This is a genomic window from Formosa sediminum (genome assembly GCF_007197735.1).
In the GTDB taxonomy this organism is placed as follows: Bacteria; Bacteroidota; Bacteroidia; order Flavobacteriales; family Flavobacteriaceae; genus Formosa; species Formosa sediminum.
This window is the reverse complement of record NZ_CP041637.1, coordinates 235492-249606: the sequence shown is the minus strand read 5'-3', so window position 1 is coordinate 249606 and position 14115 is coordinate 235492. Positions and strand designations below refer to the sequence as shown.

Sequence of the window (14115 nt, the reverse complement as noted above, 5' to 3'; positions counted from 1 at the left end):
ATGGGTAATGTCTATTTATTTAGCGTTTAGATGTATTAAGGCAAAAACAGAGTAGTTTATCATGTCTTGGTAATTGGCATCAATACCTTCACTTACTAAGGTTTTACCTTTATTATCTTCAATTTGTTTAACGCGAAGTAATTTTTGTAAAATTAAATCTGTTAAGGAGCTTACACGCATATCTCGCCAAGCTTCGCCATAATCATGGTTTTTGTCCATCATTAATTGCTTAGTCTTAGATATTTTATCATCGTAAAGATCTGTTGCTTCAACGGTACTTAAATCGGGTTGGGTCGCAACACCTTTATCTAATTGAATGAGTGCCATGATGCAATAATTTATTACTCCAATAAATTCAGAAACTTCATCTTCATCTACTTTGTGTACCTCATTTTCTTGTAACCCTCTAATGCGTTGTGCTTTTATGAAAATCTGATCAGTTAAAGAAGGCAGTCTTAAAATACGCCATGCGCAACCATAATCTTTCATCTTATTTATAAATAAACTTCTACAGATGGTTATTACAGCGTCGTATTGTTTTGAGGTATCTTGCATAGATTGAATTGAATTTTCCGTAAATTTCGCACAATTTAATGGAATAACAAACTTTAAACATTTCTAATCTGTCTTGAAAAAAACAATACGCTGTAACGGTCAACTTATAGATTTGTCTTCGCCATGTGTCATGGGAATTTTAAATCTTACGCCAGATTCTTTTTACGATGGTGGAAGCTATAAAAATGAAACCGATATTATTACGCAAGTCAAGAAAATGCTAGACGATGGGGCTGTGTTTATAGATGTAGGAGCATATAGCTCTAGACCTAATGCAGATCATGTTAGTGAAGCAGAAGAGTTGGCACGTATTCTGCCTGTAGTTGAGTTACTTGTAAAAACATTTCCAGATATTTTAGTCTCTGTAGATACGTTTAGAAGTGGTGTTGCTAAAGCCTGTGTGAATGCTGGAGCAGCTTTAATAAACGATATTTCTGCGGGACAGTTAGATCCTTTAATGTTAGAAACTGTAGGTAAATTAAACGTTCCTTATATCATGATGCATATGCTAGGTACACCGCAAACAATGCAACAACATACATCGTATCAAGATATACTTAAAGAAATATTATTCTACTTTTCTGAACGAATTACTCTAGCTAGACAACACGGCATTATAGATATTATTATCGATCCAGGTTTTGGATTCTCGAAAACATTACAACAAAATTTCGAGCTTTTAAATCGGTTAGAACTATTAAAAATCACCGAATTACCCATGTTAGTTGGCGTGTCTAGAAAATCTATGATTTATAAAACGTTAAAACAGTCTGCTCAAGATGCTTTAAATGGCACAACAGTAATTAATACCATAAGTTTGCAAAAAGGAGCTTCGGTTTTAAGAGTGCATGATGTTAAAGAAGCCATGGAATGTATCACGCTTGTAAATGCTTTAAATTAATATGAAACTATTTCTAATTGCAATAGTATTTACTGTGCTTGTATCTTGTAGTACAGATAAAGAGTTACAACTTGCAGAAATACAACATTCTGAAATTAAGGAGATTTTAGATGTCTCTCCAGCTTACATTTTTTACAACACCAAAGCAGAAGATAGTGTAGAATTAAATAAGCAAAATTTAATTAGTACAACCAATTGGTTAGTAAATGTAGATAAACGTTTAACTTTAAAGCAGATCATACCTGTCTTAATACATTTACAAGAGAAAAAACGAAATGCTTCCCATAAAAAGGAGGGTGTTAAAAATTACTTTACAGCTTTTAATCCAGAAGTTAAAAGTTTGCGTTTTATTGAATTTACAAACGTAAATTATCTTGTAGATCAGTCTGTAGAAGCGTATGTAAAAACGTCTGATGTACACCCACAAGTTCTTACTTTTAATTTAAAAGGTGTTCATTACCAAAATAAATATTACACGGTGGAAGATTTAGTTGAAATCTTAAAATCTAAATCGGATCAACGTCACGTTTTTGTATTAAATTTTGAAAAAGAGCTGTCATTTCAAACCTATATGCATATAAAAGATTTACTTTTAACCATTACAAATGCATCGGTGTTAATCAATACCAACGAGTTTATTTTTTAGTCTTAAATTGTTACATTTACATAAAATAACTACCCTTTGGAAATCTTTAGAGACCTTTTAAAATTTACATTAATAGACATTATAGATGTCTTTCTAGTGGCCCTTTTATTGTATTATGTATATAAATTGGTAAAGGGAACTGTTGCTATTAATATTTTTATTGGGATTGTAATTATTTATATTATTTGGAAAGTTACAGAAGCTTTACACATGCAGCTGTTAAGTAATATACTAGGCGGATTTATAAGTGTAGGGATGTTTGCTTTAATTGTTGTGTTTCAGCAAGAGTTGCGTAAGTTTTTGTTAATGATCGGGTCTACAAATTTTAGTAAGAGCAGTCAATTTTTTAAGCAATTAAAATTTCTTCAAACAGAGAGTAGTAACAACACAGATATAGATGCTATCCTATCGGCATGTACAAAAATGGCATCTACCAATACAGGAGCCTTAATTGTTTTTGAACGTAATAACAATTTAGATTTTTTGGCCCAAACAGGAGATGAAATGAATATTACAGTAACAGAACCTATTATAGAGAGTATATTTTTTAAAAATAGTCCGCTACATGATGGAGCTATTATCATTGCAGAAAATATAGTAAAAGCCACACGTGTAATATTACCAGTAAATAACGATAAAAATTTACCACAACGTTTTGGTTTACGCCATAGAGCAGCTGTAGGTGTTTGTGAGAAAACCGATGCTTTAGCACTAGTTGTAAGTGAAGAAACGGGGCAAATTTCTTATTTTAAAAATGGTGAATTTATTGTGTTTGAATCTATTGAAGAACTAAAAGAAATAATTAAAGAAGATTTAGTTTAAGCAGAAACTTCTTTCATAAACTGAACTTCGTACAGGTTTTTGTAGTAGCCATTTTCATTTAAAAGTAACTCTTCGTGTGTGCCTTGTTCTACAATTTGACCTGCATCCATAACAATAATTTTATCGGCTTTAATAATTGTTGCCAAACGGTGAGCAATTACAATAGATGTTCTGCCTTTAGTAATTTTATCTGTTGCATTTTGTATGAGCTGTTCTGAGTAAGAATCTACAGACGATGTGGCTTCATCTAATACTAAAATGCTAGGATTGGTCACATAAGCACGTAAAAATGCAATTAATTGACGCTGTCCAGAGGATAGCATTATGCCTCGTTCTTTTACATTATAATTGTACCCATTAGGCAAACTAGAAATAAATTCGTGTACACCAATTTCCTTTGCAGCCTGTATAACTTGTGCTTCGGTAATACTAGGATTATTTAATGTGATATTGTTTAAAATAGTATCTGCAAATAAAAATACATTTTGCAAGACTACAGCAATTTGAGCTCGCAAAGACACCAATGAAAAGTTTTTTATATTAGTAGAATCTATTAATATTTCCCCTTTATCTATTTCGTAAAAACGATTTAATAAATTAATTATAGTCGATTTTCCTGCTCCCGTAGCGCCAACAATAGCAACTGTTTGTCCTGCTTTTACTTCAAGAGAAATGTCTTTTAAGACAAGCTCGTTTTCTATGTAGCTAAACTTCACATTTTTAAAAGAAATATCGCCTTTAAATTGGTTGGCTATTATAGAGCCAGAATCATCTATTTGGGATTTAGTGTCTATTACTTTAAATACTCTTGTGGCCGCAACCATACCCATTTGGAAAGTATTAAACTTATCTGCAATTTGTCTCAACGGTCTAAATAACATCGGGATCATCATTACAAAAGCAGTTAAATCTCCCAAAGAAGACGAGTTGTGCATAACAGCATCAAGACCACCATACCAAGCAACTAAACCAATGGTTATAGATCCAGAAAGTTCTGCAATAGGGAAGAATATGGAGTTGTACCAAACAGTTTTTAACCAGCCTTTTTTGTGGCGTTCGTTAATGGTTTTAAAATGCTTGTATTCGGTGTCCTCTCTTGTAAATAACTGAAGAATTTTCATGCCGGTTACCCGTTCTTGCACAAATGAGTTAAGATTTGAAATTTCGGTTCTTACTTCTTCAAAAGCTTTTTTCATATACTTTTGAAATACTCGAGTAGCATATAAAACTAATGGCAACATTAAAAAAACTATAAGGCTTAATTTCCAGTTAATAAACACCATAACACCAGCAACGACCACCATGGTTAAAGAGTCTCTAAAAATCATAAATAAACCTTCACCAAAAATGTCGGCTATACGCTCCATATCGGTTACAGAACGCGTTATTAAAACACCAACTGAAGAATTATCATAATACTTCATTTTAAATCGAAGCATATGGTTAAACAGTTTTACACGAATATCTTTAACCACACTTTGTCCTAACCATCCCGAGTAGTATATAAAGATAAGTTGGAAAAACACTTCTAAAATTAAAAGGCCTAACATAATTAATATGTAAGGTAAAAAGCCTTCTAGGGTTCTGGTAGCAATATTATTATCTATAGCTTGCTGTAAAATATAAGGTCTTAATGCACCAAAAACAGCTAATAAAATTACAGATATAAAAACGCCAATAAACACGTTGTTATAGGGTTTTATATACTCTAATAGGCGTTTAAATAAGCTTATATTTATATTGTTTTTTTTTGAGTCTTCCATTTATAATTTAATCGATTCAGGATACGTTATGTGGGTTAAGTATAAACCTTTTGCAGGTACAGAATATCCAGCCTCACTGCGTTTTTTAGATGAAATAATACGATGCATATCATCTACTTCAAGTTTTCCTAAGCCTACATTTATTAAAGTGCCCATTATGGCACGTACCATATTTCTTAAAAACCGGTCTGCAGTAATTGTAAAGTGTAATTCTGTGTCTACCATTTCTAAATGCACAGCGGTGATGTTACAAAGGTATGTTTTTACATCGGTGTTACTTTTAGAAAAACACTCAAAATCACTGTAGCTTAATAACATATTTGCAGCAGCAATCATGTTTTCAATATTTAGTTTTTGTTTTACAAAATAGGCATTATCAAAATTAAATACATTTTTTTGAAGTGCAATGCGATACAAATACGTTCTGCTTGTTGCGTGAAAACGGGCATGAGCATCTGCTTTAACTTTAAAAATGTGATGTATAGCAATGTCTTTGGGTAAATACGAATTTAGCTTATAGCGTAAAGTCTCAGTATCTAATTCGGCAGAAACATCAACGTGAGCAAACATTTGCTTAGCATGTACACCACTATCTGTTCTACCTGCACCCATTATCGCAATTTTTTCTTTTAAAATTACAGATAAGGCAGTTTCTATAACTTCTTGAACAGAGCGTGCATTAGGTTGGTTTTGCCAACCATGATAAGCTGTCCCGTTATAAGAAAGTTCTAAAAAATATCTCAAGAATAATCGTATTTTTGTTTTTGAATCTACAAAGATAATTAGTTTTACTAGTTTGTACTCACAATATTCTCTTAATGAAAAAAATCCTTCTCCTTTCTGATACACATAGCTATATAGACAACGCTGTATTAAAATATGTAAAACAAGCCGATGAGGTTTGGCATGCAGGAGATATAGGCGACTTAAAAGTAACAGATGCTATTGAAGCGATCACACCTTTGCGTGCTGTGTATGGTAATATAGACGATGCTCAGATACGACGAGTGTTTCCTGAACATAACAGATTTATGTGTGAAGGTGTAGATGTGTGGATAACTCATATAGGTGGATATCCTAATCGATATAACATTTTAATTCGAGATGAAATTAAAGTAAATCCACCCAAATTGTTTATTTGTGGGCATTCTCATATTTTAAAAGTGATGCCAGATAAAACCCTTAAGCTGTTACATATGAATCCAGGTGCAATTGGTAAACATGGATTTCATAAAGTACGGACTATGTTGCGGTTTGTTATAGATGGTACAGAAATAAAAGATTTGGAAGTGATCGAGTTTAAAAAATAAAAACCCGAAGCACAACCTTCGGGTTTTTTACACGCACTAATACTACTAAGATTATAAGGTTTTAACGTAATCGATCTACAGATTTTACAAGATCTTCATCCTTTTTAATGGCTTTATTAGCTAATACTAATAATACGATAGAAATTATAGGAAGAAACATCCCAATACCTTTCTCAGAAACGTTAGTTTCTCCAGATAAGTTTAGAGATTGATAAACGAAAAATCCTAGTAAAAAAAAGTTTAATATGATGTTTAGACGGCCCAATACAAATTGAAGCTTTCTGTTTGAATACATAAATATAGATACTAACGCTAATACTGCAGATGCTATAAATAAGCCTAAACTTATTAAATTATCTGTAGCATATACTAAAGTGCCTTCGGAATTTGTCCATAAATTAAATACAAATATAAGTCCGCTGCTTACAATAGCAGTTAAAAGCAAGTATATGGTTTGTATACGTTGTATCATTCGTTTTTTATAAACTAGACAACAAAAATAGGAGTTTCTTTGAGAATATTTATATAAATTATTAAAATAAAAGTCGTATAATTGCATTAACAATGTACAACACTCTTTGTTTTAGGTTGTTAATTCTTCAGAATAAGATCATATTTTCTTCAGAATAATTCAATATTTAAATTCTAATCAAATATTCAATTGAACATCAATGTTTGAAATCACTCAATTAAAAGAAATGAAGCTTCCTGAATTACAGGAAATTGCAAAAAAATTAAATATCCCTAAGTTCCGTTCTCTAAAAAAACTAGATTTAGTATATCAAGTATTAGACCATCAGGCGGCTAACCCTAAGGCTGTCATAGACGCTAAAACAGAAGTAAAAGATGATACGGCTGCTCCTAAAGAAGAGTCTGTAAAACCAAAACGTGAACGTGTAAAAAAACGTGTTCCTGCTAAAGCAGTAAAAAAAGCCGAAACGACCTCTGAAGAGACACCCGTTTCTGAAGTTAAAGAATCACCACAGGAAGCACCAAAACAAGCTCCTGCTAAAAGGCAACCTGCAAGAAAGCCTAACCCAAGACCAGCACAAGATAAAACACCACAAGCTAAGGAGGAAAAATCTGCTCCAGTGAGTAAAGAAGATAAAACTCCTAATACGAATACGCCTAAAAAAGAGAATCAGCCACGCCCAAAACGTGAGAATTTAAACCAAAAGAAAGATAATCCTAAGGCGAGACAAAATAATAAGTCTAACGGAAATCAAAATCATTCTAATTCTAATAACGGAAATAAAGACACTAGAAATCGTTACAGAGAACCAGAATATGAGTTTGATGCCATTATAGAAAGTGAAGGTGTTTTAGATATAATGCAAGATGGCTATGGGTTTTTAAGATCTTCAGATTATAATTACTTGTCGTCTCCAGATGATATTTATGTGTCACAATCACAAATTCGTTTATTTGGGTTAAAGACAGGTGACACGGTACTTGGTCAAGTAAGACCACCTAAAGAGGGTGAAAAATATTTTCCATTAATTAAAGTAAGTAAGATTAATGGTCAGAATCCAAATGTTGTTAGAGATCGTGTATCGTTTGAGCATTTAACACCGTTATTTCCTCAAGAAAAATTTAATATTGCAGAAAAGCAAAGTACAATTTCTACACGTATAATGGATTTGTTTAGCCCTATTGGTAAAGGGCAACGTGGTATGATTGTGTCGCAACCTAAAACAGGTAAGACTATGTTATTAAAAGATATCGCAAATGCTATTGCTGCAAATCATCCAGAAGTATATCAAATTATATTATTAATAGATGAGCGTCCTGAAGAGGTTACAGATATGCAACGTAATGTACGTGGTGAAGTTGTAGCATCTACCTTTGATAAGGAAGCACACGAGCATGTTAAAATTGCAAATATTGTTTTAGAAAAAGCAAAACGTTTAGTAGAATGTGGTCATGATGTGGTAATTTTATTAGATTCAATCACACGTTTAGCACGTGCATATAACACTGTACAACCGGCATCTGGTAAAATATTAAGTGGTGGTGTAGATGCTAATGCATTACATAAACCAAAACGTTTCTTTGGAGCTGCACGTAATATAGAAAATGGAGGGTCTTTATCTATTATTGCTACGGCACTAACAGATACGGGATCTAAGATGGACGAAGTAATTTTTGAAGAATTTAAAGGAACAGGTAATATGGAACTGCAATTAGACAGACGTATTGCTAACCGTAGAATTTTCCCTGCTATCGATTTAATTTCATCTAGTACACGTCGTGATGATATTTTATTAGACGAAACTACAATACAACGTATGTGGATTATGCGTAAATATTTAGCCGATATGAATCCTGTTGAAGCTATGGAATTTATTAATGATAGATTTAAACAAACCAAAAATAATGAGGAGTTTTTAATTTCTATGAATAGTTAATACACTCTTTTATCTCTATAAAAAAAGTGGTTATCTTATTTAGATAACCACTTTTTTTTGTTTATAATCTTTAAATTTAAATAAAATACTAATTAAATAGACTTGTTTTTTTATTACTGACATTGCTCTATGAGTGTCTATATTATAAAATAAACCAAGATGTTATAAAACGTAAAATCGCCCATATAATAACATTACATGGGCGATTTTTTATATATAAGTTATGCTGTCGCAGCTAACGAATTTTGATTATCCTGATATTGTTTAGGACTACAGTTATATTTTTCTTTAAATATTTTAGAGAAATAACTTCTACTAGTTAATCCTACAGTATACACAATCTCAGAGATGTTTAAATCTGTAGTTTTAATTAAATTTTCTGCAGTTTCTACACGTACGTTTCTAATAAAATCTGTTACTGTTCTATCGTGTAACAATTTAAAACCTTCTTGTAATTTTGATGGAGTTAATCCAGATTTAGCACTTAAATATTTTAAAGTATATTGCTTTTCTGGGTAGTTTGTAATGAATTGAGAGACGTCTTTAACTATCTCCATTTCATCTTTATTTAACGAGCCAAACTTGTTTTTAGCAAATTCAATATCGTCTGTATGTTGTTGTATTTCTAGGGCTAGTATAGTTTGTACTGTGCTTTCAACTAATAAACGTCTTACTACACCTTGTTGGCTAATAGCTTCTAATTGCTTTATTTTTTCTGAAATTTTAAGGTTGTAAGACCCGAAATATACATAATGATCGGTATTGCTTTCAGTTTTAAAAATTTCGTTTAATTTAGAATTTAAATCATTGTTGGCAAGAGATACATCGTCTGTACTTACTACTATTGTAGAGAAGTTAAATACTCTATCTTTTTCAAAATGATATACATTATTTACAGTATCTCCACTTCTAAGAATAGCGGTTTGATAGGCATCTAAAGTATTTGTTTTTCCAGAGAGATCAAAACTGTGTTCTACGTGTCCTTCAGAACAATAAGTGAAATAAATAGGAGAAGACTTTAATATTGTGTTTACTAATTTAAAATCTTTTTTAAACTCAATATCAAATGCAATATATGTAATGCTTTTTTTAATAGTTAATGCACTAATTGTACCATACGCTAGATCATTATCTAAAGTTAAAACATACTCTTCATTAAGCGCTGTTGTTGTTCCTCCAAGGTGTTCTTGAAGATCGTTAATCATTTTACGTGCTGTTGTTGATTTTATATATAAAGTTTTCATAAGATTAAATTGAGTTGAAATTGTTAATGATTTTTTTCGCTGGTTACTTGTATACTCTTTTATATTTTACTTGGATTTTACTCCAGTAACAATAGGATTAGAATTGTCAATTCTATTTAGAATGCCTTGTAAATTAAACACTTTAAAATGTGATGGCTTCATAACTTTTCCCACACGTGCATTTTGATTTGAAGTCGGTTTCATATTTTTATATAGTATTTTGGTTATTGATACTCCAAAATTCGCTAAATAGATCGGGGGTGGTGTTACATAATTTTTGGAATGTGTTATATAATTTTATGATTTTGGGCTTAACTTATTGTTTTTAAGTATCTTGTGTAGGGGTTTTAAAAAACAAGAAAGCCCAAAAGTTAACAGAAATTAACATTTTGGGCTTATAATTATTTAAAATAAAAAGCTTTTATAGTCTTTACAATCGCATTATAAAATTTTCTTTATTGAGATTTGAGGTGTTATATTGCCAATTAATTTGAAGCACCTTCTCTATAACAGATTTTAGTTTACTAAAATCATTAGGTTTATTAATATATATGTTGGCACCGTTTATAAACGTCTCATTAATGTCATTTTCTGATGACGATGTAGAATATATAGCAACAGATAAATCTTTAAGATGATTTGTTGTACGTATTTCTTGTAAACATTCTAATCCGTTTTTAACTGGCATATTCAAATCTAAAAATACCACTTGAGGTAAAATAGATTTTGGTTGAAATAAAAAGTCCATGAACTTCTGTCCATTTTCAAACATAGACAATTCAGTTTTAATATGAATTTGGTCTATGGCTTCTTTAAATAGAAAACGATCGTCTTCATCATCGTCCACTAAGGCGACATTTAATCTTTGTAAGTTCATAAAAACATTGAATTTATAACACTAATGCGTGGTGTTGTAATGTGTTATAAATTGATTTAAGTTAAATTTTTATTCATTAAAAATTGTGTAAATCTAAAAAGTAAATTTACAAATTAATTCTATTTAATTTCAAAAAATAAACTCTAAACTGTAGATATGTCTGTTGGAATGTAAATATTAAACGTAACTCCTTTATTTTCTTCACCTTCTGCAAAGATATAACCGTTATGGTTTTCAACAATTTTTTTGACTATTGCCAATCCAATTCCTGTACCTTCATAGGCCGTTCTAGTATGTAAACGCTCAAAAACATCAAAAATTTGTTCGCTATACTGGGGATCTATACCAATACCATTGTCACTCACTTTAATGTGGCAATATTCTCCTTCTGCTACTAGCTGCTCTAACTTAAAGGTGGATCCTTTGTCTATAACACTATCTATTTTAATAACTGGAGGTACGTCTTGCTTAGCGAATTTTATTGAATTGTTTATTAAATTATTCATTAACTGTATAAACTGAAATGGTATAGCATATATAGTACATAAATTTCCAGTTTCTATGGTGACTTGATTGTCTTTAATCAGTTCTCTTAGATCTATTTTAACTTCTTCTATAACACTATTTAAATCTGTTTTTTCAAAAGCACGCGTTGAGGTGTTTGTTCTAGAATAGGTAAGTAAATCTTTAATTAAAACTTGCATTCTATGTGCTGCATTTTGCATACGCATAAAATAACCTGTTCCAGTTTCTGAAAGATTATCTTTTTCTAAGTCTAAAATACGAGAAGAGAAAATCTGTATTTTACGCAATGGTTCTTGTAAATCGTGACTAGATATGTATGCAAAAGATTGTAGTTCTTCATTCATACGCTGTAATTCTTCTACAGAATCCTCTAATTTAGCATTGGCTTCACCTAATAATTTAGTACGATCTTGCACTTGGCGTTCCAATTCTTGTAAAAACATTTTTTGATCTTGAATGTCTGTACTAGTACCTACCCAACGCTGTATATTACCTGTGCTATCTAGTTGGGGAACTGCACGGCTTAGTTGCCAGCGGTATTGACCGTCGTATCTTAAAAAACGATGTTCCATGATAAAATCTTCTCCGGTTTCTATAGATTTTGTCCATAGATCTACATTCTCTTTTCTGTCGTCAGGATGAACAATTGTTAACCAGTTAGATGGATTTAAACTTTCATGAGTATGTCCAGTAAAATCGTATACAGTTTGGTTGTAATAATCTAAAAGTCCTTCTGTGTTTGCAGTCCATATTTTTTGAGGCATAGAATCTGCCAACAATCTAAACTTTTGTTCATTTTCCATTAGTTGTTGTTCATTGCGTTTTTCAGAAGTAATTTCTCTTAGCGTTCCAAATAGTTTAATTGGATCACCCTCTTCATTATAAAAAACCTTACCATGCGTGCGAATCCAAATTACAGATTCGTCTTTCTTACGTGCGCGCACTTCATAAAAGTAAGTTCCTGTTTTTAATGCATTTTCGAATGCAGGAATTAATATTGTGTCTAAATCTTCTTTTACAATTCTACTTCTTATAAAGTCTTTAGATAAAACAAAATTTTCGCGGTATCCTAGAATTTGAGTTAATCGTTTACTATAAGTAATATCTTTGTTGATTAAATCTAGTTCCCAAGTAGCCAAATCTGCAGCTTCTGTTGCAATACGTAAACGCGTTTCTGTTTTTTCAATTTTTTTTCTAGATGAAACTTTCTCAGTAACATCTACAGCAGTTACTATAATGCCTATCACTTTATCTTTATTTTCGAAGATAGGAGCATAATCAAAATCAAAATAAAAATTCTTAGTACCATCATTTCCTTCAACAGTTGCGTGAGCTTCTCTTTCATTATAAGATATTCCTGTTTTATACACATTATCTAGTAATTCAGGAAAACGTTGTGCTTTTAATTCAGGAAACACTTCTAAAAGCGGATGATTTAAGCATGCTTCAGGATCTTTTCTCCAGATGTCATTAAGCATGGTTTTATTAGCCATTTTAATGACATGATTTGGTCCATCAAAAACGGCAATTGGAATTGGGCTTTGTAGAATTACATTTTTAAATTTGTTTTCACTTTCTAAAACTTTTTGTTTAGCAATAACAGATTCTGTAACCTCGGTAGTCGCTAAAATTAATCCAGATATACTATCGTTATCATCTTTAATGGCTTCACCCAAAAAATTGAAAAAATGATTTTTTTTAATACCATTATTTAATATGGATACAGGCGTTTCTGTAAGCTGAAAATTTTCACCAGTAATAAAAGTGTTAAGAATATTTTCTTTTAAATCTGATATTGTGTCGGGTAATGCATTTTCAAAAGGATCTCCGATAGAAAATAAATTGTTTTCGTTAAATAATAGTTTGTATTTTTTATTAACAGTATCTACTGTTTTTGTTTTTGCAGAAATAATTAATACGCCAATAGGGGCGTGCTTTACAATATTAAGAAACCTTGATGTTAATTTAGTGACCTTTCTCGTGGCTTTAATTTTAGGTGTTTCGTTAATACAATGCACTAATACACCTAGAGCTTGGTTGCTGTTGGTGTGTAGTGGTGTAAAATTAATGTTCCAATACGTTCTATTTAAATTAGGTAGTTTAAAAACAAAATTATCCAGAGTGATATGGTTATTTAATTCTAACGCTGTTTGTATACTAGGTGTTAATTTTGTAAATACTTCAAGAGGTATACTTTTTAAAGGTTTTAATAAATAGGAGTGTACATTATTGTCTACTATAAAATTATCGTAAAAAGCTTCGTTATAAAAAAGTAACGCATCGTCCCCCCAACATAAAAACTGAGGTTGTTTACTGTTTAAAATAATATTTAAAGTATATATTAAAAACGGCGACCATGTATTAATAGGTCCTAACTGAGAAGAGTTGTCTATTTTAGAACTTAATAAAATTCCTATTTCAGACTGTGTAAGTAATTTATTTTGTGTTGTATCCATGTTTTAAAATAACTGCCAAAAACACATTGAAATAAAATGTTTAAAAAACTTAACAAGAAGTTTTATTGTGCAGATTTATTAGAGGTTCTAAGTTAATAAAAAATCTTGTTTTGTATTAAATATGTGCTAATTCAGTTTGAATCTTTTAACTTAGATTCTAGTGTCTGAGATGTTTTTTTTATAGCCAATTCTATAGATCGTTCTTCAGCAATAGCATATATCGTGTTATCCATAGTGTTTAATTTAATTTTGCAAACATTATCTAAATCGGTGGATTTATTTTTTACTTTAAAGTATACGCTTGCCCCAATAACATAAGGGAATTTTTTAGCTAACGGATTTAGGTGTTCCTCAACTAAATATTCGAAATAATTATTTTTAGGTATGTTTACATATTTAAATTGTAGTTCCATAACCTGTTTTCATTTTTAATTAAAATTCAGTGTAATATAAAACCGTATTATAAGGTTTGTATTAGGGTTTTATACTATTTAATTGTACAAATTTATGTTTTGCACTTTAATTGCTTTGACTTTAATGCAATTTAGATGTGCTCAAATCGTAAATCTTTGTTAAAATTTAATTGAGTTAATATTTAAATTTTAAAG

14 protein-coding genes are annotated in these 14115 nt (G+C 31.0%); 5 read left to right on the top strand and 9 right to left on the bottom strand.

What is annotated here, in order from left to right:
- Positions 1 to 15: 15 nt before the first annotated feature.
- A complete protein-coding gene (locus FNB79_RS01140) occupies positions 16 to 555 on the bottom strand; it encodes a DUF1599 domain-containing protein (protein ID WP_143379553.1) in 540 nt (179 codons plus the stop codon).
- A 130-nt stretch (positions 556 to 685) separates the two neighbouring features.
- Here FNB79_RS01140 and folP point away from each other — a divergent pair, with 130 nt between their 5' ends.
- Genes folP through FNB79_RS01125 form a run of 3 tightly spaced genes read left to right on the top strand, consistent with a single transcriptional unit; the run spans position 686 to position 2924 of the window.
- On the top strand, positions 686 to 1456 hold the full coding sequence (gene folP, locus FNB79_RS01135; RefSeq protein WP_143382531.1) for a dihydropteroate synthase: 771 nt from the start codon (positions 686 to 688) through the stop codon (positions 1454 to 1456).
- Position 1457: 1 nt separating this feature from the next.
- Positions 1458 to 2102 (top strand): hypothetical protein, encoded by a 645-nt coding sequence (locus FNB79_RS01130; protein ID WP_143379552.1) that lies wholly within the window; start codon positions 1458 to 1460, stop codon positions 2100 to 2102.
- 36 nt (positions 2103 to 2138) lie between these two features.
- Positions 2139 to 2924, top strand: coding sequence for a diadenylate cyclase (locus tag FNB79_RS01125; RefSeq protein WP_143379551.1), 786 nt, complete (start codon positions 2139 to 2141; stop codon positions 2922 to 2924).
- Here the strand turns inward: FNB79_RS01125 and FNB79_RS01120 are convergent.
- The gene (locus tag FNB79_RS01120; protein ID WP_143379550.1) at positions 2921 to 4687 is read right to left on the bottom strand and encodes an ABC transporter ATP-binding protein; all 1767 of its coding nucleotides are present in this window, start codon (positions 4685 to 4687) and stop codon (positions 2921 to 2923) included. The two genes, FNB79_RS01125 and FNB79_RS01120, sit on opposite strands and share 4 nt — an antisense overlap.
- Entirely contained in the window at positions 4688 to 5431 is a 744-nt protein-coding gene (truA, locus tag FNB79_RS01115; protein ID WP_143379549.1) for a tRNA pseudouridine(38-40) synthase TruA, read from the bottom strand.
- Positions 5432 to 5505: 74 nt separating this feature from the next.
- Between truA and FNB79_RS01110 the strand changes: the two genes are divergently transcribed.
- Positions 5506 to 5997 (top strand): metallophosphoesterase family protein, encoded by a 492-nt coding sequence (locus FNB79_RS01110; protein WP_143379548.1) that lies wholly within the window; start codon positions 5506 to 5508, stop codon positions 5995 to 5997.
- A 61-nt stretch (positions 5998 to 6058) separates the two neighbouring features.
- Here FNB79_RS01110 and FNB79_RS01105 read toward each other — a convergent pair whose 3' ends face one another.
- Positions 6059 to 6469: a DUF4293 domain-containing protein gene (locus FNB79_RS01105; RefSeq protein ID WP_143379547.1), complete on the bottom strand. Its 411-nt coding sequence runs from the start codon at positions 6467 to 6469 to the stop codon at positions 6059 to 6061.
- A gap of 199 nt (positions 6470 to 6668) precedes the next feature.
- On the opposite strand from FNB79_RS01105, the gene rho reads away from it, so the two are divergent.
- Complete coding sequence (gene rho / locus FNB79_RS01100; protein WP_143379546.1) at positions 6669 to 8405, top strand: transcription termination factor Rho; 1737 nt, start codon at positions 6669 to 6671, stop codon at positions 8403 to 8405.
- A 221-nt stretch (positions 8406 to 8626) separates the two neighbouring features.
- On the opposite strand, the gene FNB79_RS01095 is transcribed toward rho, so the two are convergent.
- The 5 genes from FNB79_RS01095 to FNB79_RS01080 all read right to left on the bottom strand — a co-directional run bounded on the left by FNB79_RS01095 (position 8627) and on the right by FNB79_RS01080 (position 13920).
- Entirely contained in the window at positions 8627 to 9649 is a 1023-nt protein-coding gene (locus tag FNB79_RS01095) for a helix-turn-helix domain-containing protein (RefSeq protein WP_143379545.1), read from the bottom strand.
- 66 nt (positions 9650 to 9715) lie between these two features.
- The gene (locus FNB79_RS17130) at positions 9716 to 9853 is read right to left on the bottom strand and encodes a hypothetical protein (RefSeq protein WP_185967823.1); all 138 of its coding nucleotides are present in this window, start codon (positions 9851 to 9853) and stop codon (positions 9716 to 9718) included.
- Between the two features lie 226 nt (positions 9854 to 10079).
- Entirely contained in the window at positions 10080 to 10526 is a 447-nt protein-coding gene (locus FNB79_RS01090; protein WP_143379544.1) for a response regulator, read from the bottom strand.
- 143 nt (positions 10527 to 10669) lie between these two features.
- A complete protein-coding gene (locus FNB79_RS01085; RefSeq protein ID WP_143379543.1) occupies positions 10670 to 13507 on the bottom strand; it encodes a PAS domain-containing sensor histidine kinase in 2838 nt (945 codons plus the stop codon).
- A 131-nt stretch (positions 13508 to 13638) separates the two neighbouring features.
- Positions 13639 to 13920 (bottom strand): HPF/RaiA family ribosome-associated protein, encoded by a 282-nt coding sequence (locus FNB79_RS01080; protein WP_143379542.1) that lies wholly within the window; start codon positions 13918 to 13920, stop codon positions 13639 to 13641.
- Positions 13921 to 14115: the final 195 nt, after the last annotated feature.

Excerpts from the sequence above, each read along its gene's own strand:
- FNB79_RS01090 (WP_143379544.1), bottom strand. The coding sequence starts at position 10,526 with ATGAACTTACAAAGATTAAATGTCGCCTTAGTGGACGATGATGAAGAC.
- FNB79_RS01130 (WP_143379552.1), top strand. The coding sequence starts at position 1,458 with ATGAAACTATTTCTAATTGCAATAGTATTTACTGTGCTTGTATCTTGT.
- FNB79_RS01120 (WP_143379550.1), bottom strand. The coding sequence starts at position 4,687 with ATGGAAGACTCAAAAAAAAACAATATAAATATAAGCTTATTTAAACGC.
- FNB79_RS01105 (WP_143379547.1), bottom strand. The coding sequence starts at position 6,469 with ATGATACAACGTATACAAACCATATACTTGCTTTTAACTGCTATTGTA.
- rho (WP_143379546.1), top strand. The coding sequence starts at position 6,669 with ATGTTTGAAATCACTCAATTAAAAGAAATGAAGCTTCCTGAATTACAG.
- FNB79_RS01080 (WP_143379542.1), bottom strand. The coding sequence starts at position 13,920 with ATGGAACTACAATTTAAATATGTAAACATACCTAAAAATAATTATTTC.
- FNB79_RS01085 (WP_143379543.1), bottom strand. The coding sequence starts at position 13,507 with ATGGATACAACACAAAATAAATTACTTACACAGTCTGAAATAGGAATT.
- FNB79_RS17130 (WP_185967823.1), bottom strand. The coding sequence starts at position 9,853 with ATGAAACCGACTTCAAATCAAAATGCACGTGTGGGAAAAGTTATGAAG.
- folP (WP_143382531.1), top strand. The coding sequence starts at position 686 with ATGGGAATTTTAAATCTTACGCCAGATTCTTTTTACGATGGTGGAAGC.
- FNB79_RS01110 (WP_143379548.1), top strand. The coding sequence starts at position 5,506 with ATGAAAAAAATCCTTCTCCTTTCTGATACACATAGCTATATAGACAAC.
- FNB79_RS01095 (WP_143379545.1), bottom strand. The coding sequence starts at position 9,649 with ATGAAAACTTTATATATAAAATCAACAACAGCACGTAAAATGATTAAC.
- FNB79_RS01140 (WP_143379553.1), bottom strand. The coding sequence starts at position 555 with ATGCAAGATACCTCAAAACAATACGACGCTGTAATAACCATCTGTAGA.